Origin of the sequence: Micromonospora sp. NPDC050417 (genome assembly GCF_044458865.1) — a bacterium.
Lineage (GTDB): Bacteria > Actinomycetota > Actinomycetes > Mycobacteriales > Micromonosporaceae > Micromonospora_G.
This window is the reverse complement of the sequence record NZ_JBITIH010000021.1, coordinates 68,961-92,111: the sequence shown is the minus strand read 5'-3', so window position 1 is coordinate 92,111 and position 23,151 is coordinate 68,961. Positions and strand designations below refer to the sequence as shown.

At 69.5% G+C, this 23,151-nt stretch carries 27 protein-coding genes; 13 read left to right on the top strand and 14 right to left on the bottom strand.

Annotated elements, in window-relative coordinates:
* Positions 1–48: 48 nt before the first annotated feature.
* The 6 genes from ACIBF5_RS25130 to ACIBF5_RS25105 all read left to right on the top strand — a co-directional run bounded on the left by ACIBF5_RS25130 (position 49) and on the right by ACIBF5_RS25105 (position 5,799).
* Positions 49–2,826 (top strand): hypothetical protein, encoded by a 2,778-nt coding sequence (locus ACIBF5_RS25130; protein ID WP_396815320.1) that lies wholly within the window; start codon positions 49–51, stop codon positions 2,824–2,826.
* 187 nt (positions 2,827–3,013) lie between these two features.
* Complete coding sequence (locus ACIBF5_RS25125; protein ID WP_396815319.1) at positions 3,014–3,403, top strand: hypothetical protein; 390 nt, start codon at positions 3,014–3,016, stop codon at positions 3,401–3,403.
* A gap of 1 nt (position 3,404) precedes the next feature.
* Positions 3,405–4,250: a class I SAM-dependent methyltransferase gene (locus tag ACIBF5_RS25120; protein WP_396815318.1), complete on the top strand. Its 846-nt coding sequence runs from the start codon at positions 3,405–3,407 to the stop codon at positions 4,248–4,250.
* Positions 4,251–4,429: 179 nt separating this feature from the next.
* Complete coding sequence (locus tag ACIBF5_RS25115) at positions 4,430–4,582, top strand: hypothetical protein (protein ID WP_396815317.1); 153 nt, start codon at positions 4,430–4,432, stop codon at positions 4,580–4,582.
* Between the two features lie 37 nt (positions 4,583–4,619).
* Positions 4,620–4,889 (top strand): hypothetical protein, encoded by a 270-nt coding sequence (locus ACIBF5_RS25110; RefSeq protein ID WP_396815316.1) that lies wholly within the window; start codon positions 4,620–4,622, stop codon positions 4,887–4,889.
* Between the two features lie 67 nt (positions 4,890–4,956).
* Positions 4,957–5,799, top strand: coding sequence for a CPBP family intramembrane glutamic endopeptidase (locus ACIBF5_RS25105; RefSeq protein ID WP_396815315.1), 843 nt, complete (start codon positions 4,957–4,959; stop codon positions 5,797–5,799).
* 31 nt (positions 5,800–5,830) lie between these two features.
* Here ACIBF5_RS25105 and ACIBF5_RS25100 read toward each other — a convergent pair whose 3' ends face one another.
* The 6 genes from ACIBF5_RS25100 to ACIBF5_RS25075 all read right to left on the bottom strand — a co-directional run bounded on the left by ACIBF5_RS25100 (position 5,831) and on the right by ACIBF5_RS25075 (position 12,042).
* On the bottom strand, positions 5,831–6,442 hold the full coding sequence (locus tag ACIBF5_RS25100) for a dihydrofolate reductase family protein (RefSeq protein WP_396815314.1): 612 nt from the start codon (positions 6,440–6,442) through the stop codon (positions 5,831–5,833).
* Between the two features lie 128 nt (positions 6,443–6,570).
* On the bottom strand, positions 6,571–7,347 hold the full coding sequence (locus tag ACIBF5_RS25095) for a class I SAM-dependent methyltransferase (RefSeq protein WP_396815313.1): 777 nt from the start codon (positions 7,345–7,347) through the stop codon (positions 6,571–6,573).
* A 130-nt stretch (positions 7,348–7,477) separates the two neighbouring features.
* On the bottom strand, positions 7,478–10,102 hold the full coding sequence (locus ACIBF5_RS25090; protein ID WP_396815312.1) for a rhamnogalacturonan lyase: 2,625 nt from the start codon (positions 10,100–10,102) through the stop codon (positions 7,478–7,480).
* A 147-nt stretch (positions 10,103–10,249) separates the two neighbouring features.
* Positions 10,250–10,597: a hypothetical protein gene (locus ACIBF5_RS25085; RefSeq protein WP_396815311.1), complete on the bottom strand. Its 348-nt coding sequence runs from the start codon at positions 10,595–10,597 to the stop codon at positions 10,250–10,252.
* Between the two features lie 230 nt (positions 10,598–10,827).
* Positions 10,828–11,466, bottom strand: a complete 639-nt coding sequence (locus tag ACIBF5_RS25080) for a hemerythrin domain-containing protein (RefSeq protein WP_396815310.1) — start codon at positions 11,464–11,466, stop codon at positions 10,828–10,830.
* A gap of 57 nt (positions 11,467–11,523) precedes the next feature.
* Positions 11,524–12,042 carry a hemerythrin domain-containing protein gene (locus ACIBF5_RS25075; RefSeq protein WP_396815309.1) on the bottom strand — a complete coding sequence of 173 codons (519 nt, stop codon included), beginning with the start codon at positions 12,040–12,042 and terminating at the stop codon, positions 11,524–11,526.
* Positions 12,043–12,122: 80 nt separating this feature from the next.
* On the opposite strand from ACIBF5_RS25075, the gene ACIBF5_RS25070 reads away from it, so the two are divergent.
* The 4 genes from ACIBF5_RS25070 to ACIBF5_RS25055 all read left to right on the top strand — a co-directional run bounded on the left by ACIBF5_RS25070 (position 12,123) and on the right by ACIBF5_RS25055 (position 15,340).
* The gene (locus tag ACIBF5_RS25070; protein ID WP_396815308.1) at positions 12,123–12,587 is read left to right on the top strand and encodes a MarR family winged helix-turn-helix transcriptional regulator; all 465 of its coding nucleotides are present in this window, start codon (positions 12,123–12,125) and stop codon (positions 12,585–12,587) included.
* A gap of 112 nt (positions 12,588–12,699) precedes the next feature.
* Positions 12,700–13,749, top strand: coding sequence for an L-dopachrome tautomerase-related protein (locus ACIBF5_RS25065; protein ID WP_396815307.1), 1,050 nt, complete (start codon positions 12,700–12,702; stop codon positions 13,747–13,749).
* Positions 13,750–14,044: 295 nt separating this feature from the next.
* Positions 14,045–14,248: a hypothetical protein gene (locus ACIBF5_RS25060; RefSeq protein ID WP_121156554.1), complete on the top strand. Its 204-nt coding sequence runs from the start codon at positions 14,045–14,047 to the stop codon at positions 14,246–14,248.
* A gap of 234 nt (positions 14,249–14,482) precedes the next feature.
* On the top strand, positions 14,483–15,340 hold the full coding sequence (locus ACIBF5_RS25055) for a helix-turn-helix domain-containing protein (protein ID WP_396815306.1): 858 nt from the start codon (positions 14,483–14,485) through the stop codon (positions 15,338–15,340).
* A gap of 4 nt (positions 15,341–15,344) precedes the next feature.
* On the opposite strand, the gene ACIBF5_RS25050 is transcribed toward ACIBF5_RS25055, so the two are convergent.
* The 5 genes from ACIBF5_RS25050 to rpmB all read right to left on the bottom strand — a co-directional run bounded on the left by ACIBF5_RS25050 (position 15,345) and on the right by rpmB (position 17,553).
* Positions 15,345–16,187: a TIGR02452 family protein gene (locus tag ACIBF5_RS25050; RefSeq protein ID WP_396815305.1), complete on the bottom strand. Its 843-nt coding sequence runs from the start codon at positions 16,185–16,187 to the stop codon at positions 15,345–15,347.
* A 7-nt stretch (positions 16,188–16,194) separates the two neighbouring features.
* Positions 16,195–16,602: a Fur family transcriptional regulator gene (locus ACIBF5_RS25045; RefSeq protein ID WP_396815370.1), complete on the bottom strand. Its 408-nt coding sequence runs from the start codon at positions 16,600–16,602 to the stop codon at positions 16,195–16,197.
* A gap of 242 nt (positions 16,603–16,844) precedes the next feature.
* The gene (gene rpsN / locus ACIBF5_RS25040) at positions 16,845–17,150 is read right to left on the bottom strand and encodes a 30S ribosomal protein S14 (protein ID WP_396815304.1); all 306 of its coding nucleotides are present in this window, start codon (positions 17,148–17,150) and stop codon (positions 16,845–16,847) included.
* On the bottom strand, positions 17,150–17,317 hold the full coding sequence (rpmG, locus tag ACIBF5_RS25035) for a 50S ribosomal protein L33 (protein WP_121156558.1): 168 nt from the start codon (positions 17,315–17,317) through the stop codon (positions 17,150–17,152). The genes rpsN and rpmG overlap by 1 nt, the downstream gene beginning before the upstream one ends.
* Positions 17,317–17,553 (bottom strand): 50S ribosomal protein L28, encoded by a 237-nt coding sequence (gene rpmB / locus ACIBF5_RS25030; RefSeq protein WP_396815303.1) that lies wholly within the window; start codon positions 17,551–17,553, stop codon positions 17,317–17,319. The genes rpmG and rpmB overlap by 1 nt, the downstream gene beginning before the upstream one ends.
* Positions 17,554–17,681: 128 nt before the next feature.
* On the opposite strand from rpmB, the gene ACIBF5_RS25025 reads away from it, so the two are divergent.
* Together ACIBF5_RS25025 and ACIBF5_RS25020 are read left to right on the top strand one after the other, a co-directional pair.
* A complete protein-coding gene (locus tag ACIBF5_RS25025) occupies positions 17,682–19,061 on the top strand; it encodes a CobW family GTP-binding protein (RefSeq protein ID WP_396815302.1) in 1,380 nt (459 codons plus the stop codon).
* Complete coding sequence (locus ACIBF5_RS25020; protein ID WP_396815301.1) at positions 19,058–19,309, top strand: type B 50S ribosomal protein L31; 252 nt, start codon at positions 19,058–19,060, stop codon at positions 19,307–19,309. The genes ACIBF5_RS25025 and ACIBF5_RS25020 overlap by 4 nt, the downstream gene beginning before the upstream one ends.
* A gap of 73 nt (positions 19,310–19,382) precedes the next feature.
* Here the strand turns inward: ACIBF5_RS25020 and ACIBF5_RS25015 are convergent, their stop codons facing one another.
* Together ACIBF5_RS25015 and rpmF are read right to left on the bottom strand one after the other, a co-directional pair.
* Entirely contained in the window at positions 19,383–20,696 is a 1,314-nt protein-coding gene (locus tag ACIBF5_RS25015; protein ID WP_396815300.1) for a GTP-binding protein, read from the bottom strand.
* Positions 20,693–20,872, bottom strand: a complete 180-nt coding sequence (rpmF, locus tag ACIBF5_RS25010; protein WP_121156563.1) for a 50S ribosomal protein L32 — start codon at positions 20,870–20,872, stop codon at positions 20,693–20,695. Before rpmF ends, ACIBF5_RS25015 begins: the two co-directional genes overlap by 4 nt.
* Before the next feature lie 139 nt (positions 20,873–21,011).
* Here rpmF and ACIBF5_RS25005 point away from each other — a divergent pair, with 139 nt between their 5' ends.
* A complete protein-coding gene (locus tag ACIBF5_RS25005; RefSeq protein ID WP_396815299.1) occupies positions 21,012–21,935 on the top strand; it encodes a polysaccharide deacetylase family protein in 924 nt (307 codons plus the stop codon).
* On the opposite strand, the gene ACIBF5_RS25000 is transcribed toward ACIBF5_RS25005, so the two are convergent.
* A complete protein-coding gene (locus tag ACIBF5_RS25000) occupies positions 21,901–23,019 on the bottom strand; it encodes a glycosyltransferase family 2 protein (protein WP_396815298.1) in 1,119 nt (372 codons plus the stop codon). The genes ACIBF5_RS25005 and ACIBF5_RS25000 overlap by 35 nt on opposite strands.
* Positions 23,020–23,151: the final 132 nt, after the last annotated feature.

Genomic DNA, 23,151 nt, shown 5'->3' with positions numbered 1-23,151 from the left:
CTCCGTTCCGCACCTTCCACGCACCGTCGCAGAGAGGGTACGTCCGCTATGGAGTCACATCTCACGCCCACTCCGAATCCCCAGCCCGACTCCCCAGAAACCGAGACACCGGCCCTGTCCCGCCGGCTGGTGCTCCGCACCGGGGCGGTGGCGGCAGCCGCCGTACCGCTCGCCGGTGCCCTGGCCGCACCCGGCGCCGCCCAGGCCGCACCCGAGACCGGCGGCGGCACCACCGAAGCCGCTCCGGTGGCGGCGGTGGTCCCCGGACCGGCCAAGCTCCGCTGGCTCGACGGCCCACCGACCAGCAGCATCGGCGCCACCTTCGGGGTTCCCTGGCCGCGCGGCGGCCACCAGCCGGGCACCGAGTTCTGGGCCAGGGTCGGACACGACGCCGTGCCGCTGGACAGTTGGCCGCTCGCCTACTGGCCGGACGGCACGCTCAAGTGGACCGGCCACGCGATCGGCGCCAACGCCGCGCTCACCGACGAGTTGGAGATCCACCGCGGCAGGCCGACCAAACCGCCGCGCCGGATCGCCGTCACCGAGACCAGCGCCTGGCTGGAGGTGAACACCGGCGTCATCCGTACCCGGGTGATGAAGAGTGGGAACTTCCTGATCCACTCGATCAACCGGGGCCAGAAGAAACTCGCCTCCGAGGGCAAACTGGTCCTGTTGCTGGAGGACCGCACCCACGAGGAGAACGGCGGGCTCAAGACCGTCGAGTACGCCGGCACGGCCACCTCGGTCGAGGTCGAGCGGCTCGGTGATTCCTCGGCGGTCATCCTGGTCAAGGGGACCTACAACGGCAAGAACAACCGCAAGATCCTGCCCTTCACGCTGCGGCTCTACTTCTACCTCAACGCGGAGTCGGTGCGCCTGGTGCACTACTTCGTCTTCGACGGCGACCACAAGGTCGACTTCGTCAAGGGTCTCGGCCTCACCTGGGGCGTGCCGATGGTCAGCGACGAGGTGCACAACCGGCACGTCCGGTTCGTCAGCACCGAGGGCGGTGTCTGGGGCGAGGCCGTACGGGTGATGTCCGGCCTGCGCCGGGACGCCGGCTCGGCGGTCACCACCGCCCAGTTCAACGGAGTCGCCACTCCCCCGGTCAGCGCCTGGCCCTCCGGAGTCCGGTCCGAAATCGACGACGTGCCGATCTGGAACGACTACAAGCTGGTCCAGGCCAGCCCGGACGCGTTCCACATCGCCAAGCGGACCGGTGCCCACAGCACCTGGCTGGACCACGCCGGGCACGGCAAGCGGGCCGCCGGGCTCGGTTACGTCGGCGGGGTCAGCGGCGGGATCGCCTTCGGTCTCAAGGACTTCTGGCAGCGCTTCCCGACCCAGCTCGACATCCGTAACGCCGGTGGCTACAACACCACCGCCACCGTCTGGTTCTGGTCGCCGGACGCGCCCGCGATGGACCTGCGGCACTACGACAACAAGCGGCACGGGCTCAACCTGATGTACGAGGAGCCCGGCCGGGGCATCGACGACATCGCCGCCACCCCGGAGGGGATGGCCCGCTCGCACGAGGTGACCATCTGGGCCCTGGACGCCACCCCGTCCCGGGACCGCCTGGTCGAACTGGCCCGCGAGGTGCAGCAACCGGCGCGAATCGTGCCGACCACGGCGTACCTGCACGAGCAGCGGGTCTTCGGCGAGTGGGGCCTGATCGACAAGTCGACGGCCACACGGACGACGCTGGAGAACAGCATCGACGCCAGCATCGCGTACTACCAGGGGCAGGTCGACCAGCGACACTGGTACGGCTTCTGGCACTACGGCGACGTGATGCACAGCTACGACAACTCCCGCCACGCCTGGAAGTACGACGAGGGCGGCATGGCGTGGCAGAACGGCGAGCTGAACATCGACATGTTCCTCTGGTACCAGTTCCTGCGCTCGGGCCGGTCGGACGTCTTCGCGATGGCGGAGGCGATGACCCTGCACCTGGCCGAGGCGGACTCGTACCACGCCGGACCGTTCGCCGGTCTCGGCTCCCGGCACAACGTGGTCCACTGGGGCGACGGCGCCAAGGAGGCGCGGGTCAGCGCGTCGATCCTGAAGCGGGTCTACCACTACCTCACCGCCGACGAGCGCACCGCCGACTACATGCACCACATGCTCCAGGTCGACCAGACCCTGCTACGGGTGGAACCGCTGCGGCAGATCCTGCCGCCGCCGACCGCACCGACCCGGGTCCGGATCGGCCCGGACTGGACCGCGGTGGCGAGCAACTGGCTGGCCGAGTGGGAACGGACCGGCAACACCCACTACCGGGATCTGCTGCTGCGAGGCATGCAGGACATCGGAGCCATGCAGTACGGCTTCTTCAGCGGCTTCGCCGGGGCGGTCGGCTTCGACCCGGCGACCGGTGCGCTGACCACCGAGGGAACCGAGTTCCGCGACTCGTACAACCTGATGTTGCTCTTCGGTGGTGACCAGTTCCTCTACGAGCTGGTCGAACTGCTCGACGTGCCGGCCTTCAAGGAGCACCTGGTCAAGTTCGCGCTCTACGTCAACGGCACCGCCGCCGAGCGGACCGCGTTGTACGGGCGCAACTTCGGGCCGGGGACGTTCAACCAGTTCTACTCGCGGATGCTCGCCTGGGTCGGCAAGCAGCGCTCCGACAACACGCTCAAGCAGCGGGCATGGACCGGGATGGGTCCGAACAACGGCAACTTCCCGCCGGTGCAGACCATCTCCGGCACCACCACGCTGACCCCGGTCGACTACGCACCGGGCGTCTCGACCAACGATGTCGGCCAGCGCGGTCTGACCGTCATCCAGCTCCTCGGCCTCGCCCCGGAGCAGGCTCCATAGCTAGACAGGTAGGTCAGGGTCAGGGGCGCCGCCTGTCACGGGCGGCGCCCCTCCTCGCGTGAACAGCCCCTTTTCGCACACATCGCGTACAGACATCACCTATGGTCGGATGAGGTGCCGTCCGGACACACCTGCGCGAGTCGGAGCGCCTATCCGTGCGGCCCATCTCCACCAAGGGGTGATTTCCGTGGCCGAGTCCGACTACTACCCGGAATGGATCGACCAGCTCGACGAGAACGTGGTGCTCCAGGCGGCCGTACTGAACGCGGACATCACCGGCCGGGACCAGGTACGGAAAATACTTCAGTACGCCCGGACCCTGTACGAGTTCCAGGACTTCCGATTCGCGGGCCGCTACGACGACGGGTGGATCGAGGAATACCGGTCGAAGGTCCGGGGCGTCACGACCCACAACATCGCGATCATCCACTACAACGATCAGGGCAGGGTCGACCAGCTCGTCATGAACCACCGCCCGCTCTCGGCGATGTTGCGGTTCTCCCAGCTCGTCGGCGAACATTTCGGGGACGAGTTCGGGCCGGACATGTTCTACCGCCCGAGCGGGCAGGGGGTTTGACGTGCCGGACGGATGGCAGTGGGACAGCACCCTGTTCCGGGGCAGCGCGGCCTACTACGGGTCCGGCCGGCTGCCGTACGCACCGGGCTTCGCCCAGACGCTGGCCACCGCACTCGACCTGGACGGCCGGGGTCGACTCCTCGACGTCGGCTGCGGACCAGGCACCGTCACGCTCGCCCTGGCGCCGTTCTTCAGCGAGGCGATCGGTCTCGACCCGGACAGGGACATGCTGGCCGAGGCCGAACGACAGGCCAAGCGTGGCGAGGTGACCAACGTACGTTGGGTGGCTGCCCGCGCCGAGGACCTGCCAGCCGGTCTGGGTGAGTTCCGGGTCGTGGCGTTCGCCCAGTCCTTCCACTGGACGGATCGGGACCAGGTCGCCGCGACCGTGTGGGAGATGCTGGCACCGGGCGGCGCGTTCGTGCACGTGAGCGACCTCAAGAATCCGCCCGCCGAACCCACGCCGCTGCCACTGCCCGCTCCCCCGTACGCGCGGATCGGTGACCTGGTCCGGCACTACCTCGGCCCGGTACGCCGCGCGGGGCAGGGCAAACTCGTCAACGGTACGCCGAGCGGGGAGGACCGCGTCCTGGCGCGAGCCGGGTTCGACAGCTTCGAACGACGGGTGGTGCCGGCCGGGAACATCGTGATCCGGAGCGCGGACGACCTTGTGGCGTGGACGTTCTCCCGATCCGACTCCGCCCCGCACCTGTTCGACGACCGACTGGCGGACTTCGAGCGGGACCTGCGCACACTGCTGCGGCAGGCGTCACCCGAGGACCGTTTCGCCGAGCACCTTCCGCCGACCGAGATCATGATCTGGCGAAGGCCGTACGGCGAGCGGTGACCGGCGGCCGTACGGCCCCGCTCCGGTGATCTCGCGCTAGCGCGTATCCCCCTCGCACCACGTCCCGGGCCTGCACAGGCGGGACCACATGCGTTGGCCGTCCACGTCCAGGCACTGCCCGGACGCGGCCCGCCAGACCACCCGGCACCACATCTACCGTTACGTCCACTATGGATAACTTGTCCGAGCGCCTGATCCCGATCCTCGGCAACCGGTGTGTCGAGGAGCGCAACGACCTGCACCCGATCGACCCGGGCCTGGGCATCCCGCCCGATTCCCGGGTTCTTTACGAACGCTTTCTTGGCGGGGAGTCCGTACGGCGACAACCCTGATGATCGAGCAACGACCCGCGAAGGAGGGAGCCCGGACGTGACCGAGCCCGACGACGACCTGAGCGCCCCGCACCGCCCCGGCGACGACTGGCGCTGCCGCGACGACGGCCAGCCATGGCCGTGCCCGATCTTCCGACAGCGAATGCGGTTGCTTTACCCGGACGACCCGCACCGACTCGCCGCGTTCATGCGTCACTTCCGCGACAAGGCGGCCCCCGCGCTGCCTGAATTGACCGCCAAGCAGGTCGAGGCCCGGTTCATCGGTTGGATCAACGACTCGCCGCCGCGCCGGCTGCACATCGTCTGACCCGGCCATCGACGCCGGCGCATCGCGTCTTGCCATCACCCTTGCCCGGCGAGCATGATCGTCGTTCGTGGACCGGGCTCTCGAAGTGACGACACACATCCTGATCGTGGCGCTGCTGACGTTCAAACTGGCGGCGGTGGTCCGGGGTACGAGATACCGCGACCGGTTCCACGAACAGATCAACGCCACGCCCGAGGCGCGGAGCGTGTTCTACCGCCGGTTCATGGTCACCTCGTGGGCGGTGGCCGCCCTGGTCCCGGTCATCGTCCTCGCCAGCCCCGACCTGACCGCCACCGACGTCGGTTGGGCCTGGCCGAGCGGCGACGGGCTCGACTACCTCTTCGCGGCGGCGATGGTGGTGGCGCTCGGGCTCGGCGGCCTGCTCGCCCGACACCGGATGCGCCGTGGACACGTCTATGCCAGCCGGGCCCGGTCGGCCTCGATCGTGCCCCAGACGAGGCGCGAACGCCGACTCGCGGTCGCGGTCTCCGTCACCGCCGGCATCACCGAGGAAGCGATCTACCGGGGTTTGTTCATCGCGGCCGGCGTGCTCGTGTACGACCTGCCGAAGCTGCTGGTAGTGGTGGCCAGCCTGGTGCTCTTCGTGGCCGGGCACACCTACCAGGGCCGTCTCGCGCTGCTCGGCATCGCCTACTCCGGCAGCGTCTTCACCGTCCTCTACCTGGTCTCGGGCAGCCTCCTGCTGGCGATCGTGGTGCACGTCTGGCAGGACCTGGTGGCACTGCTGCTGATCCCCGCCCGGACCACGGCGCCCGCCTCCACCGAAGCCGAACCAGCGCTGGAGATCACCCGATCCGACCAGGTCACACTGGCCGGGCCGCCATCGCCGCAGCCGACCACACCGCAGCCGACGCCGCGCCCCGTGGTGCGTGCGCCGATCCCACGATGACCGGAGCCCGCACCGACGGGGCGAAACGGAGTCAGTCGAGCGCGAACGTGCCGGTGACGATCTCGCCCGCCGGCTCGTATCTGGTCATGATGACGCCGGTGGAGGAGACGGTGCTGTCGACGAGCTTCAGCCCGGCGGGCAGGGTGCCCTCGGCGAAGAGCCGCTTGCCCGACCCGACCACCAACGGAAAGAGCCAGAGGCGGTACTCGTCGACGAGGCTGTGGCGCAGCAGCGTCTGCATCAGATTCCCACTGCCGTGCACCTGTAGCTCTGGCCCGTCGCCCTGCTTGAGTGCCGCGACCGCCTCGGCCGCGTCACCCTCGATCAGGACCGAGTTGCGCCACTTCAGCTCCGGACGGCTGCGCGAGGCGACGTACTTGGTGGCACCGTTCAGTGCCGTGGAGGCGGCGTCCTCCGGGGCGTTCGGCCAGTGCGCGGCGAAGATGTCGTAGGTCTTGCGGCCCAGGACGAGGTCGAACGGCGGCGCCATCGACGCACCCATGACCTCACCCATCCGCTCGTCCCAGTAGTTCACCGACCAGCCGCCGTACGCGAAGCCGCCCTCGTCGTCCTCCCCCGGGCCGCCGGGGGCGTGCATGACGCCGTCGAGGGTCAAGAAGGTGTTCACGATCAGCTTCCGCATCCCTGGGTCCTTCCGATCGAATCGCGGGTACGCGCGCCTCAGCTACGGACGGCAACCGCCCCACTGACGTACAACCAGTCGGTTGTAGGTTATTGACGGCCGTCCCCGAACGCAAGCACCTGCGCGGATCAGGGGGCGGTGGCGGTCACGAAGACCCGCCGTATCGAATCGAACATCTCCAGGGAACGCCGCCCCTCCGCCTGGAGCGACCGCATCGCCTGGTCCGACCCGACCACGGCGACCACCTCCTCCCACATCTCCCGCTCGGCCTGCCGCCACTCGCGCATGTCGCGCACCTCCACCTCGACAAAGCCGGCTTCCGGCAGGTCCCGCCGAAGATCCACGTGGTGCAGGCGGGGCGGGATTCGCTCGTCCGACGGGTCGACCACCTCCCAACCGGTGACGGCGAGACGACCGCCGGGAGCCAGCAGCCGCCGGAACTCACGTAGTGCGGCGAGCGGAGGCTCGGCGAACTGCACCGCGTCCACGCACATCAGTCCATCCGCGACACCATCCGGCAGACCGGCCGCGACCAGTGCCCCGACCCGGAACTCGGCCCGACCGGCGGGCAGCAGACGGGCACCGGCAGCCGCCGCCTCCTCCACCGCCACGGCCGAGAAGTCCACCCCGACCAGCCGCGCCCCCGTACGCCGGGCGACCTCGATGCCGTAGCCACCGCGACCACAGGCGAGGTCGAGCAGCAGCCCGTCGGGCGGCAGACGCAGTTCCCCGGTCAGCTCGCCGATCCCCTGCCAGGTGAGCGTGCTGGTGGAGCGCAGGTGTGGTGGTAATCCCAGCGCCCGAGCCCAGATGGCGTCACGAACGGGCGAGGCGGTCATGTCCGCGTACCACTGGTCGAAATAGTTGGCGTCCGGCATCGTCGCAGCCGGCTTGTCCGCTGTCATGCCCGCATTGTCGCCGCCCCCGCCCGCAGGACGTGAAACGGAAACGTCGTACGTCCTCTGGCGATGTAAGGAAGGGCCCCTTGTTATCGCCTGGGCGATAACAAGGGGCCCTTCCTTAACGCAGCAGCAGTTACTTCTTCGCCACGTCGATGTCGGTACGACGAGCCGGCAGCGGGTACGCCGGGTCGAGGTAGAAACTCGGGTGCGGCGGCTGGTTGTAGGTGATGTTTTCGCACGCGACCTGGTTGCGGTACTGCGGATCGTGCATCAGGGTCCGGATCTTGTGCTCGGTCGGGATGGTGGTGGTGTAGAGGCGGAGCTTGTCGTTGCCGACCCGCAGCACCAACTCCTCCCGCCAGTCTCCGAACAGGTCCGCGGTGAGCGTCGGGGTCGACTTGCTTCCGTTGTTCGACGAGGCGTCCGTCGCCACCAGCAGGTCGGTCTTGTTGACCGTGCTCGGCCGGGTGGTGTAATTCGTGTTCGCCTTGGAGATCCGGTTGCTGTCGAGCAGCTCGCGGGTCAGGTCGCCGTCCCAGTAGATGAGGAAGTTCTGCGGCAGGTTGCCCGCGCCGTAGAGACGCTCACCGGTGACCGCGCTGTAGACCGACCCGTTGGACCAGTATTCGGCACCGGGGCTGTTCGGGTCGATGTTGTCGGCGGCGCCCCGGCCGTTGTCCTTGCCGGCGTAGAAGGCGGTCATCAGTTCGCCGGTCACCGGGTCGTAGACGCCGCCGCCCGGGCGTACACCGTCAACCGTGTTGCCGGCCCGGTCCTTCGCGTCCTGCCAGGCGTTCCACGCCTCCTGGACCAGGAACACCTCCTGGCCGGGACGGTCCGGGTTGAGGTCGCCGATGTGCATGGCGTCGCCGTGGGCCAGGTAGACGAACTTCGCGTTCTGGTCCGGGTTCTTGATCTGCGGGGTGAGGTCGACGTTGGTCGCCGGCGGCGGGGACGGGAACCAGGTGTTCGCCACCGTCTTGATGGCCAGGTTGTCGTCCAGCACCATCGCGCCGTACACGATTTCGTCCTTGGCGTCGCCGTCGACGTCGGCGACCATCAGGCTGTGCACCCCGCGCTCCTCGCCGACCTTCGGGTCGGGCAGCCGGTCGGAGTCGAAGGTGTTACCGAGCACCAGCTTGTTACCCCGCATGGAGTACGCGGCGACCGTGGTCTTGGCGTAGTAACCGCGCGCCATGATGGCACTCGGGTGTACGCCGTCGAGGTAGGCGACACCGGCGAGGAACCGGTTGGAGCGGTTGCCCTGCGGGTCACCCCACGGGAAGTAGCCCCACTGGGTTTCCGGGTTCTGCCAGTACGGGTCGATCTCGGCCTTGAAGAACGCGCCCCGGTGGTCGACCGGCGCGGCACCCCAGTTCGGCTCCCCGTACGGGAACGCGTAGTCGACCGTGTCCAGCACCCGACCGGTGGCACCGTCGAACGCGGTCAGGTACTCGTTGCTGGTGCCGATCGGCCCGTACGTGTAGACCTTGCCCCACTGGCGCACGTTCTGCTCCGGCGGAGTGTTGCCGCCCGGCAGCACCCACGAGACGCTGTACGTGTTCATCGCGTCGGTGAACTTGTCGAGCTTCGCCTCGTCACCGCTGCGGATGTACGACTGGATCTTGTCGGCGGTGGCCTGCTTGTTGCCGACCACGTCGCGGACCTGGTAGCTGCCGTCGGCGAGGACCTTGCCGGTGGTGGTGCCGTCGGCGGTCTTGATGATCAGCTCGGATCTGCCGTCGCCGTTGAAGTCGGCGACGACGAGTTGGGTGTCGTGCGCCCCGGCCCGGATGTTGTAGCCGACGTTGACCCGCCAGAGCAGCGTCCCGTCGAGCTTGTACGCGTCGATGATGGCCGGCGCGGTGAAGCCGTACGCCGACGAGTCCTTGCTGTCGCTCGGATCCCACTTGAGGATCAGCTCGTAGCTGCCGTCACCGTCGAGGTCACCGACGCTCGCGTCGTTGGCCGAGTAGGTGGCGGTGTTGGTCCGCAGGGTGCCGTCCGGGTTCTTGGCGTACGCGAGCTTCGGACCCCGGTCGAGTTCGTCGACGTACCGGGTGAAGGCCTTGTCCAGTTCGGCGAAGAGCTTGTCGCTGATGCCGTACCGGTCTCCACCCTTCCAGGTGTTGCGCGTCCCGAACGGGTTCTTCGGCGCCCACGACGGATCGCCGAAGTACGTCCGGAACGGCGCGATCAGCGCCGCGAACTCCGCTTCGGTGACTCCGGCCGGGTTCTCGTGCGCCTCCCGGATGTGCCGCAGCAGGTCCATGTTCACCGGCTCGTACTGCTTGCCGGAGACGGTGGTGGCGTAGGTTTCGAGCACCGGCGTGATCGCCGCCGGTGGCTGCTTGAGCTGGATGTCCTGGTACTGCTGGGACAGCGGGGTGACGGCGGCGGACTTCGGTCGGGTCACCCCGTTCACGATCGCCGCGACCCGGTACGCCGACGTCGCCGTACCCGCCGCATCGGTGTAGTTGCTGCTCCCGGTCACCGTCGCCACCAACTTGTTGTCCCGGTACACCCGGTACGCCACGTCGTCCGGCTCGTCACCCAGGAAACGCCAGCTCAGGTAGACACCACCGTCCACCTTCACCGCGACCAGGCCGCGATCCAGAAACTCCAACTGACGCAACCCCGGACCCGGATCAGCCACCGCAGCCGACGGAGCGACCAACCCCGTCGCCACCAACGGCAACGCCGCCAACAACGCCACCGTACGGCGCAGCCGGTGACCCCTTCGAATTCTGTTGTGCATGGGATTCCTCTCTCCCGCACCGGCTGGGAGGCCGACTGCGGGAAATGGGCGCGAGCCGCTGCTCCGGGCGGGAGCAGCCGGTGCTGCGCCGGGTGGGGACAGACAAGGACCAACAGGTACGGACAGAAGCGGGAGGAGCGGACCGGATCAGCGGTTGCCGAGCACGGCCACCTCGGCCGGTGCGGGGCGGGCGACCTGGTTGCCGGTGAGCACGAGTTCGCCGGTGACGCCGTCGACCGGGACCGGCCCGGAGTTGGTGGCGTTCTCAGCAACCGGTGAGGCGCCGAGGCGGACCGTGTCCGGTGACGCGCCGAGGCGGACCGTGTCCGGTGACGCGCCGAGGCGGACCGTGTCCGGTGACGCGCCGAGGCGGACCGTGACCAGGGCGGTGCCGGGCGGGACGAGGACGGCGAGCGGCGGCCGGGTCGGCCCGGCTGCCCGCCATGGCCGGGAACGGCGGGCGGATCGGGAGCGAGACGGGGGTAGCTGCGGCATGTCGGAGCCTCCTGGAGGGAGCGGGGGGATTCCGCAAGGAGATGAACCGTTTCAATAAGCCGCGGCCAAGATATCCAGGACATTACGAGGGTGTCAAGGAAAACGGCGCCTTCAGAGAATTGGCGCCCGCTTTCAGTAGATAGCGGTGCGCAACGATTGACGCGGGCGTCGGACCGCCGGTAACTTCCGTGGATTGAACTGTTTCAGCTCAACCCCCGCAGGGGCTGCGGTCAGACCTGCCCGCCGAAGAAACCGAAACGGGAGAGCGGCCCGACCAGTTCACGCTCCTCGTACGCGAGATGCGACAGCAGCGCGTCGGTGAGCACGTCCACCGCCTCCTGCACCCCGGAGAGGTCCTCCGGGTGGCGCACCAGATCGACCAGGGCCTGGTCGACCGCCTCCAGCACGTCGTGGATCACCTGGTGTTCCTGGTCCAGCCGCTCGATGACCGCCGCCAGCCCCTGGTCGGAGGCGCGCAGGTGCGGAAAGATCGCGCCGCTTTCCATCGTGTGGTGCTGGGTCAACGAGAGGCAGTACGACTGACAGATGGAACCCAGGGTCCAGTTGTTGGAACGCAGCGTCATCGCGTTCAGCTCGCCACGGGCTACGCCGACGTCCATGGCATTGGCGCGTACCTGTTCGAGGATGTCCCTCACCCGGGTCAGTTCCGCCCGGTAGTGGTTGTGCACCTCGATCAGGTGCTTGCCGGCGGAGAGTCCCCGACCGGTGAAGCGCGTCTCGCCGTCGGGTTCGGGCGCGGTCGGCCGGGTGCTCTCGTCCCAGACCTCGGTGGCGCTGTGCCGGGTCTGTGGTGGGGGCGTGGGAACGAGGCCGGTACGGGCGGTCAGCCAGTGCTGGGTGTCGGTCACGGTGGTCCCTGTCTCTCACGAGGTCGACGGGCGCGGTGGGCCCGGGTAGGGGAATGCTCAGCGGGGCCAGTTACGCCATCGCCGGACGGTCGGAATGATCGTCGCCTCCTCCAGATCGAGGTGGGCGAGCAGGCCGCCGCGGACGTCGTTCAACGCCAGGATCAGCCGCTTGCGGGTCTCCGGACGGTCGTCACTGGCGAGCAGCTTGGCCAGCGCCTCGACCTGGTCGAGCAGGTCGGAGATCCGGCGATGGTCGGCCTCCAGCCGGTTGACTGCCGGGATCAACGCCGGGTTGGCGCGACGCAGGGCCGGAAAGATCCGCACGTCCTCGTTGCCGTGGTGGCCGTGCACCAGCCGGCACCAGCTCAGACAGTTGACCCGCAGTTGCCAGAGCGGGCTGCGGGTCTGCAACGACCGGACGGTGGCCTGCACCCGGTTCGCCGACGCTCCCCGGTCGACCTCGTCGGCGAGCCGCCGGAGCTGGTTGAGGTCACGGCGCAGTACGCCGTGGATCCACTTCAGCTCCTTGACCAGATGCTCTCCCGGGGCCTCCCGTTCGGCACGACCACGCTTCATGGCGTCGACCGTACCAGGTAGTTTTTGAACCCAAACGATTGGGCAGAGCGGATCATTTTGTCTCTGCTAACATAATCCGCATGACGGCCGAGCAGACCCGGTCCCGGCGGGCGGTGGACCGCATCGGCCTGTTGCTGGCCCGCCACGGCGGGATCAGCAACGCCCGGATGCGCCAGGCACTGGAGGCTACCGGCCTGACCACCCGACAGGGCATCACCCTGATGCATCTCGCCGAGACCGGTCCGATCGGCCAGCAGGCCCTCATGGAGGCGCTTGAGGTCGACCCGAGCGCACTGGTGGCGATCCTCAACGACCTCGAACGGGACAACCTGGTCGAACGGCGCCGGGACCCGGCCGACCGCCGACGGCACATCGTCGTGATCACCGAGGCCGGCGCCGCGGCGGTCACCAGGGTCGACACCACCATGAGCGCGGTGGAGCGGGAGCTTCTGGCCCACCTCGATCCGGACGAGATCGCCACCCTGCACACGCTGCTGGCCCGGATCAACACCTCGGTCAACGACGAGGCCTGCACCGAGAGCTGACCCCCGCCACCATCAGGGGTACGCCACCGCGCAGCGGGTACGCGCCAACTGTCGACCCCGGGCCGCGTGCGTCACGCGGACCCCCCGGGTGTCACATGGGGAGGAGGCGTACATGATCGGGCTACCGACCGAGAACGACCCTCGACTGGAGGCCACCTACCGCTCCGACCGCGCCTGGAGCGGCGTGACCACAAGCGGCGACGGGCGGGTCTTCGTCAGCTTCCCCAACGCCGACCGACCCGGCGTCCAGGTCGCCGAACTCAGCGCGTCCGGACAGATCGTGCCCTACCCGGACCAGGCGTGGAACACGCCCCATCCCGGGCCCGAAGCCATGGAGGCGTTCGTTCAGGTCAACGGGTTGCGGATCGGCCCGGACGGACGACTCTGGATCATCGACGCGGGCGCGCCGGGAGTCGGCAGCCCGGCCGTGCCGGGTGGTGCCCGCCTGATCGTGGTCAACCTGAGTACGGACACCGTGAGCGACATCTACGACCTCGGGCCGATCACCAAGGCCCGGAGTTACCTCGACGACCTGCGCTTCAACGGGAACCACATCTACCTCACCGACGCGGGTGAACCGGGACTGATCGTGCTGGACCTCGCCACCGGTGAGCTGCGTCGGTTGCTCGACGACCACCCCAGCGTGGCGGACCAGCGCCCGATGTACGCCGACGGCCAACTGTTGCGTACGCCCGACGGGAGTGAGGCACGGGTCCACGCCGACCAGTTGGAGGTCTCCCCGGACGGCCGCCAGCTCTTCTACCAGCCGGCGTCCGGACCGATGTCCCGGATCGCGACCCGATGGCTGGACGACCCGCTGGTGACCCCCGGCGAGTTGGCCGATCAGGTGGAGACGTGGCTGGACACGCCGACCACCGGTGGGACCGCGATCGACGCGAACGGTGTCATCTACCTCAACGACGCCAACCAGCGACGCATCCTGTCGATCACGGCGGAGCGGGAGGTGGAGACGCTGGTCGCGGATCCACGACTGGTCTGGGCGGACGCGATGTGGCTCGACGGCGAGGGCGACCTCTGGATCCCCGTGCCGCAACTGAACCGCAGCGCCGGATTCAACGGCGGCGAGCAGGCGATCGAATATCCGGTGTGGATCTACAAGATGCACGTGGGCGCGATCCCCGCCGCCAACGACCACCGCTGACCCCCGAGCACCACTCACGCGCAGCACCGACGCACGAGCACCAGCGCCGCCCCGAGCTGTGACCACGGCCCGGGGCGGCGTTCCTATGCGTTAATCATGCAGCTCCGGTCGAGACTGGATCATGCATCAATACGGTCGGTGTCGGATATGTGCGACTGAGCTGAGGTTAAGGCAGTTTTGATGCCCGTGTCGCGCGGGAAAGTTGGTAGGACGCCGATCGCGCAGCCGCATAATGCAACGCAGGTCGCCAGGCATCCGGCCAAAAGCGACATACCCGAGAGTGAGAGGTGGAGCCGTGAAGCTCACCTTCGTTCGCAAGACCGCGCTGTCCCAGGTGAACAACTGCCCATCCCTATACCGCACCGACCGCGACACCTTCGTCGTCCAGGGGTGGCGGGTATCGGATCCGGAGGCCCTGGCCCAGCTCGACGTACCCGCGCACGAGACCGTGGTCGAGGTTCCGGTCGACGTACTGGCGGAGATCGCCAAGGCGCTCTAGTCACGGGCGATCGGCTCACCGGCCAGGGGCACGTCCCGGATGACCGGCCGGTGAGCCGATCACCTCGGCTGGCCGGGACTCCGGCCGGCGGACCCTCGGGCCGGCGAGGGGTCCGGACCGGCCCCCGGCGGCCGAGCCGACCCGATGCCCGCGGGTCGAGTCGCTGCTTTACAGCGTGCGATGGCGTATGAGCGGTACCGTGACGCCTACCCAAGCGCAGCTTAGGAGCAGGTGATGTCCAGCAACCAGACCGGCAACGATCGAGGGGCGCTAGGGGCGAGACTGCGGGAGCTGCGTGCCCGCGAGGGCATCTCCGGCGTCAACCTGGCGGGCCGGCTGGGCTGGGTCCAGTCGAAGATATCCCGGATCGAGACCGGTCGACAGCTACCGACCGAGGACGACGTACGGGCCTGGGGTGTCGCCGTACGACTCGACGATTCCCTGGTCGACGAGTTGCTACGGCAGCTCCGGGAGCTGCGTGGCGAACACATCGCCTGGCGACGCGGGGCCAGCGACACCGCCCAGTCCGGCACCCAACGCTCCATGATGGAGCTTGCCGCCGAGGCGACCCTGATCCGCAACTTCGAACTGGGCGTGGTGCCCGGCCTGCTCCAGACCGCCGACTACGCCCGGGTACGTCTCGCCGAGAACGTCGAGTTCCACGGTGCCCCCGCCGACGATCTGGAGGAGGCGCTGCTGCTCCGGATCCAACGACAGCAGGTGCTCTACGACTCCAGCAAGCAGTTCCGGTTCCTGGTGACCGAGTCCGTACTGCGGATGTCGCTCTGTCCGGTGGACGTGATGCGCGGACAGCTCGACCGACTGACCGCGCTGATCGGCCTGAGCAACCTGGAACTGGGCGTCATTCCGGTCGACGCCCGCCTCCCGCTGGCCCCGCTGCACGGCTTTGTCATGTTCGACGACACGATCACGGTGGAGACCTGGGCCGAGGAGCAGACCTGGCAGACCTCCGTCGACGCGGAACGGTTCGGCCGGATCTTCGACCGGTTGGGCGACGTGGCCCGGCACGGTGAGGACGCGCGCGACATCATCCACGCCGCCCTGGCCGGGCTCCCCGGCCCGGAGCAGTAGCGAATCAGGATTCGAGGACGGCCGAGGCCACGGCGGACGCGACCGGGAAGACCTCCGCGAACGCGGCGTGCACCGGAGTCCCGGACAGGTTGTCGTAGACCCCGAAGACGACCTCGTCGAACCCGTTCACCTCGGCCAGCGCCCCGGCGAAGGCCCGTGCCACCGTGGCGGCGTCGTTGCGGAACACGCCACAGCCCCAGGCCCCGAGCACCAACCGCCGGTGGCCGTGCGCCGCCGCGACCCGGAGCACCCGTTCGGCCCGACGCCGCAACACCGCCGGCACCTCCGCCGCGTCCGCCGGCTGGTTGCGCAGGATCGCGCCGAGGTTCGGCGCCGCCGAGGTCAGGAAGGCGACCTGGTATGGCTGGTCGAGCAGGTTCCCCTTGTCGTCCCGGAAGACCGGCACCGCCGGCGAATAGATCACCCGGTCGCTGTACCGCAGGTCGTGCTGGGCGCGGTGGAAGTCGTAGAACTCCGGGGCGGTACGGAGACAGGGATAGAGCGCGGACGCGCGGGCGAGGCTCTCCTCCTGCGCCTTCGCCCCGCCGAGAAAACCGCCACCCGGGTTCTTTGCCGAGGCGAAGACCAGGCAGGCCGCGTCCGGGGCGAGCCGTCGGGCGGCGACCAGGGTGGATTCCCGGGTCACCGTCACCACCGTGCCGGCACCGCCGACGTCGGCCGCCGGTGGCTCGGGCAACGGAGTCTCGGGCAGGTAGTGGCGGGTCCCGGCGACCGCCGACGCGACCGCCCCGGCGATGCTGATCTCCCTACCGGCGGAATCCCGGTAGTGCCCGGACTCGGCGATCTCCACCGTCTGGCGGGCGATCTCCCGTAGTCGCCCGCTCATCGGGTGGTCAGCCCTTCCGCTGGGCACCATCCGCGCACTGGGCGCAGGTGCCGAAGATCTCAAGGGTGTGTCCGACGTCGGTGAAGCCGTGCTCCTCGGCGACCCGCTTGGTCCAGGTCTCGACCGTCGGCCCGGCCACCTCGACCGTACGCGCACAGTGGCGGCAGACCAGGTGGTGGTGATGGGTGGGGCTGCACCGACGATAGAGCTGCTCCCCGTTCGGCAGCCGCATCACGTCGATCTCGCCCGCGTCGACCAGCGTCTGCAGGGTCCGGTAGACCGTGGTCAGCCCGACGCCGACGCCTCGCTGACGCAGGTCGGCGTGCAGTTGCTGGGCACTGCGGAACTCGTTCAGCTCGCCGAGCAGCGCGACGACCTCGCCACGCTGTCGGGTGTTGCGGGTCGTCCCCGGCATGGATTTGATCACGAGTGGACACCCTTCCGACTCGGCCTACAGGCGCAGCCAAGTGTACGGGGATACCCGGTGGCGCGTTTCACCACGATCGCGACGTACCGCGTCCGCCCGGTGGACGGGGCGTCGGCGTGGCGACCAAAGAGGGGGCGGGGAGGTCGCCACGCCGACTGTTCACCGTGCCGGTCCGCCGACTGCCCGGTGGTCCGGTGACCCGGTGGTCCGGTGACCCGTCTCTCCTGCGGCTACCGGGACGCCTTGCGGATGCCGGGCAGTTCGCCCCGGAGTGCCAGCTCACGGAAGCGAACCCGGGAGAGGCCGAACCTGCTCAGCACTCCGCGCGGCCGGCCGTCGACCTGGTCCCGGTTGCGCAACCGGACCGGGCTGCTGTCCCGGGGCAGCCGGTTGAGGTGGCGGACCGCCTCGGCCCGCGCCGACGGCTCGCTGTCGGGGTGGACGATCGCCCGTTTGAGTGCGGTCCGGAGAGCGGCGTGCCGGTCCACGAGTGCCGCGCGTCGGTTCTGCCGGTTGCCGAGGCTGCGCCGGGCCATCAGCGCTCCTCGCGGAAGTCGACGTGCCGGCGTACCAGGGGGTCGTACTTGCGCAGCACCAGCCGGTCGGGGTCGTTGCGACGGTTCTTGCGGGTGACGTACGTGTAGCCGGTCCCGGCGGTGCTCTTCAGCTTCACCACCGGTCGGACATCGGTCTGGCGGGCCATCAGAGCTTCACCCCACGGGCTCGCAACTCGGCTACGACCGCGTCGATCCCCTTGCGGTCGACGGTGCGCAGCGCCTTGGCGGTGAGGGTCAGCCGGACCCAGCGCCGTTCGCTGGCGAGCCAGTAGCGGTGGCTCTGGATGTTGGGGTTCCACCGGCGGCGGGTGCGCCGGTGCGAGTGGGAGACGGCGTTGCCGAAGCTCGGTTCGGCGCCGGTGACATCACATCGTCTGGACACGGTAGTTCCTCCTCTGACCCACACCGTAACGGAAACCGTTTTCATTTTCACCCCCGGGTGCCGGTCGGTGGCCGGGGCGGTCGTGCCTATAATGACAACCGTTTTCATTTAGAACGAAGGGACCCCGCATGTCGTCATCGCTTGCCCCGGCGGGCATCCCGCAGGCCCGTACCGACCTGCGCCCGGCGGTCACCGTGCTCTCCGGGTTCTGGCCCTCGGCCACCTTCGCGGTCGCCCGCGCCCTGCTCACCGACGACCCGACACTGCTGCTGGTCCGGCACGACCTGACCGACGTACGCCACGGCACCGTCCGCCGGATCGTCCGCGACCAGACCGGGGTGATCGAGGACGAGGCGATCACGCTGGCCCACGGCTGCGTCTCGTGCACGCTGCGCGAGGACGTCCTGCCGACCCTGGCCCGACTGGCCCGGACCCGACCCGGACGGGATCTGATGCTGATGCTGCCCGAGGTGGTCGAACCCGAGGCGGTCGCCGCCGCGTGCGCGTACTGCCTGCTCGACGGGGTTCCGGTCACCGACCTCGTCCGCTTCGACTCGTACGTGACCGTGGTCGACGCCGAACACCTGCTCGACGGCCTCGGCAGCACCGACGACCTGGTGACCCTCGGCATCGAAGCCGCCGAGGAGGACGATCGCGCACTCGCCGACGTCATCTCCCGGCAGATCGAGTACGCCGACACCGTCGTGCTCTGGGGCGAGTCCCCCGACGGGGCGTACGGGACCGGGCAGCTCGCGACCCTGCTGCACCGGATGGCGCCGTGGGCCGTCCACGTCGCCGCCGCCGCACAGCGACGGGTGGACGTCACCGCCCTACGCGGGCACCTGCGGCACACCCACCGGCACCGCCCGGAGACTCCCGGCGTACTGGCCCGTGGCATCGAGGGCTACCCGCTCGGCGTACACGCGCCACTGCCCGACTCCGGCGTGGTCTCCGCGGTCTTCCGCGCCCGCCGCCCATTCCACCCGACCCGGCTGCACGACGTGCTGGAGACGGTCACCGGCGAGGCCCTGCGCTCCCGTGGTCACCTCTGGCTGGCCAGTCAACCGCAGACCGCGGTCGCCTGGGAGTTCGCCGGCGGCGGACTGAGCCTCGGCACCCTGGGGCGCTGGCTGGTCGACCTGCCGACCGAACGCTGGATCGAGGCGAGCGAGCAGCGCCGACTCGCCGCCGACCTGGACTGGGACCCCTACTACGGGGACCGGAGCAACCACCTCGTCTTCATCGGCCTCGACCTCGACCCGGTGGAGATCCACCGGCTGCTCGCCGGTTGCCTCCTCTCCGACGCCGAGTTGGCCGACGGGGAGTCGGAATGGCGGGCGTACCCCGACCCGTTCGCGGGCTGCTTCCCCCTCGGCGACGACCACGATCCCGTCGTGGAACAGCCCGAACCCGCCGGGGAACAGCCCGAAACCGTCGGACAGCAGCCCGATCCGACCGGGCAGCGGCCCGAACTCGAATCAACACCGGAAGGAACCGAACCACGATGAAACCGAACATCCACCCCGCCTACCGCTACGTCGTCTACCGCGACCGCAGCGCCGACTTCGCCTTTCTCACCCGGTCCACCGCCAACAGCGAGAAGACCATCGAGTGGAGCGACGGCAACACGTACCCGGTGATCGACGTGGAGATCTCCTCCGCCAGCCACCCCTTCTGGACCGGCCGCCAGCGTCTGCTCGACACCGCCGGCCGGGTGGAGAAGTTCCGAGCCAAGTACGCCCGCCACCACCGCTGACCCCGATCGACCGGGGACGTCGGCCGCTCAGGCCCTCGGCACACCGCCGGAGCCGTGCCTGAGCGGCCGACGATCAGGAGGCCACCGGGAGGTGAGGGTGGTCGTCGAGGTCGGCGAGATCCCACTCGGGGAAGGGATCGGGCAACGCCGACCAGGACTGCTCCCCGATCGCCAACTCCCGCTCGGTGAGCAGGCAGCCGGCCAGCGCGGCCCGCAGCGGCTCGACCGCCAGGTCCACGCCGATGAAGACCAGTTCCTGCTGGCGGTCGCCGAAGACCGGGTGCCAGCGCGCGCTCACCTCGGCCCGCTCCGCCGGGTCGTCCGGCCACTCGCCGGAGACGACCACCGGCACCCCGACCGGGTCACACCGGCCGCTCGGCCCGGCCTGGGACCAGAGCGCCTGTACGCCGGGGCGGCTGGCAAGCCAGAGGAACCCCTTCGAGCGCAGGACGCCGTACGCGGCGAGTCCACCGCCGGTGAGCAGGTCCCAGAGCCGCTGTGGGTGGAACGGGGCGGGCGCCCGGAAGACGGTGCTGCTGATGCCGTACTCGATGGTCTCCGGGACGTGCGTGCCGTTCAGCTCGGCGACCCAGCCGGGCGCGGTCTCCGCCCGTTCGAGGTCGAAGAGCCGGGTGTGCAGCACCTCCGGCAGCGCGACCCGCCCGTGTGTGGCGCGCACCTGCCGGGCGCCGGGGTTGAGCCGGGTGAGCAGGGCCTCGACGGTGGCGAGTTCGGAGGGCTCGACCAGGTCGGTCTTGTTGACCACGAGTACGTCGGCGAACTCGACCTGGTCGACCAGCAGATCGGCGATGGTCCGGTCGTCCTCGTCGTACGCGGCCAGCCCTCGCTCCTCCAACGACTCGCCCGCGTGGATCTGGGCGATCAGGTGAGCCGCGTCCACGACGGTGACCATGGTGTCGAGCCGGGCCAGATCGTCGAGTACCCGGCCGCCGTACGCCCGGTCGGCGCTCCCGGTCCGGTCCGCGCTCACGGCGGGCGCGGCGGTGTCGGCCGGATCGGGTCCGGTGTCGATACCGAAGGCGAAGGTGGCGGCCACCGGCATCGGTTCGGAGATGCCACTGGACTCGATGAGCAGGTAGTCGAACCGGCCCTGCCGGGCGAGTCGGGCCACCTCGTCGAGCAGGTCGTCCCGGAGCGTGCAGCAGATGCAGCCGTTGGTCAGCTCGACCAGGCGTTCCTCCGTCCGGGAGAGCGCACCTCCGTCCCGGACCAGCGCGGCGTCGATGTTCACCTCGCTCATGTCGTTGACGATCACCGCCACCCGGAGCCCGTCGCGGTTGGCGAGTACGTGGTTGAGCAGGCTGGTCTTGCCCGCGCCGAGAAATCCGGAGAGCACGGTCACCGGCAGTCGCGACAGGACCGTCATCCCTCCCCCACCACCTGGCGGCCCTTGTAGAGACCGCAGTGGGCACAGGCCCGGTGCGGCAGCACCTTCTCCTGCCGGGGGCACGGGCAGGTGACCAGGGTGGGCGGGCTCGCCTTCCACTGGGCGCGACGGTGCCGGGTGTTAGCGCGCGAGGTGCGGCGCTTGGGTACGGCCATCGGGGCCTCCTTCCAACCACCACACGATAACGGTACTCATTTTCATTAAGCCGGTCCGGGTCCCGGATGCACCGCTCGACGCCCCGTCGAACCCGTAGCCGACGATGTCCCGTGCCGGCGAACTCACCGACGATGAGGAATGATCCGGCGCAGACCGGGTAACAGGCGGCGTGACGTGGTGGAGGGCGACAACCGGGGTACGCGGGCTCCCGGCGGCGCGCCCGGCACCGGTCGACTCCGGGCCCGGAGCCACCCCCGGGCCCGGCGGGCCGACCCGATGAGCGACCAGATCCGCCGCCCCGGACGACGGGCCGCCCTGATGGCCACGCTCGGCACCGCCGTGGCGAACGCCGTCCCCGCCGTGACCGTGCTGCCCCGGGTCCGGCTGCGACTCTTTCCCCGGCTCAGCGGCTTCGGTGCGACCGACCACGTGGCGCTGACCTTCGACGACGGGCCGGACCCGGCCTCCACTCCCCGGTTCGCCGAAGCGCTCGCCGCCCACCAGGTACGGGCGACGTTCTTCCTGCTCGGCTCGACCCTCGCTGACGCGCCCTCGGTGGGGCGGGACCTCGCCGCGGCCGGGCACGAAGTGGCCGTACACGGTTGGGCGCACCGGAACCTGCTGCTGCGCGGCCCGTACGCGACCCATCACGACCTGGCCCGGACCCGGGACCTGGTACGGGAGACGACCGGCCAGACACCCCGCTTCTACCGGCCGCCGTACGGGGTGCTGAGCGCCTCAGCCCTGCTGGCGGCGAGACGACTGGCCCTGAGCCCGGTGCTCTGGACCTGCTGGGGGCGGGACTGGACGCGTACCGCCACCCCGGCGTCGGTGCTCGCCACGCTCCGGACCGGGCTCGCCGGGGGCGGCACCATCCTGCTGCACGACTCCGACTGCGCCTCCGCACCGGGCGCCTGGCGGTCGAGCCTGGCCGCGCTGCCGTACCTGCTGGACGAGTGCGCCCGGCGCGGGTGGCGGGTGGGTCCGCTCGGCGAACACGGGCTGCCACCCCGTCGCCCGGGACGCCTCAGCGCACCCGGTCCCGCACCTCACCCGGAATGATCACTTCGTCGGCCGGCCAGACCACGGTCGCGGCCGAAGCCGCCGGGTGCGACCGGGCCCGGGAACGGACCCGCGTACGTTGCCGCCGGGCGAGCACACCACCGACCCGGTTCGCCCGGCGCAGCGCCTCGAACAGGCGGTACGCCCCGGTGGCGACGAGCCGGTGCTTGACCCCGGCAGCGCCCGACGGAACCTGGTAGCCGGCGACCGGTCGATACCGGCGGAACCGGTCGACCATGGCGGCGAAGAACTCCCGGCGCCGTGCCGCCGGCACCCGCTGGGCATGCCCGAGCACCTGGAGGAAGTGCCAGACCATCCGCTGGAACACCAGGCCACGCAGACCGTCCCGGATCTCCGGACGGGCGGCCATGAAGGCGAAGACCCGGTCCCAGTGCGGAAAGAGTTCGAAGTGGCGCTCGCTGACCGTGTGCGTGATCGCACCGGTACGGCGCTGTCGGTAGGCGTAGCAGTCCCGGTCCAGCAGGCTGATCCGCTCCGCCGCCAACATCAGCGGGAAGCTGAACGACACGTCCTCGTACCAGCCGTCGCCGAAGGAGAGTCCGAGCTCGGTCAGGAACCGCCGTCGAACGATCTTGTTGCAGGCGATGTGCAGTACGGAGAGGAGCGCCGGGCGGTCCGCCAGGGTGAAGACCTGCGGCGCACCGGGCGGGCCGAGCACCCGGGACACCGACTCGGTCCGGACCCGGCCGTCCCAGTAGATCCGACTGAACCCGGTCACGAGCAGGTCGGGTCGGGTGTCGGCCAGCCGGTCGGCGACGGCGCCCAGGGTGCCGTCAGGCAGCCAGTCGTCGCTGTCGACGAACCAGACGTAGGTACCGGTGGCACGGGCCAGGCCGGCGTTGCGCGCCCGGCCCAACCCACGGTTGCGGTCCAGGGTCACCACGTGCAGGCGTGGGTCGGTGGCCGCGTACCGGGCCAGGATGTCGGCGCAGCCGTCGTCCGAGGCGTCGTTGACGGCGATCACCTCGAAGTCGGCGAAGGGCTGCCGCAGAATCGAGTCCAGGCAGCGGGCCAGGTATTCCTCGACCCGGTAGACCGGCATGATCACGCTGAGCAGAGCCACTGGTCTCGACCTCCGGCAAGCGCACGAACCGGACGGTCGTCGCCCCCGGCTGACCTGAAAATCAGGCATATGTATGACGAGTGAGACCACGGGTTCGTTGCTGGTCCGTGGAAGATTCGACACCCGCCTGCC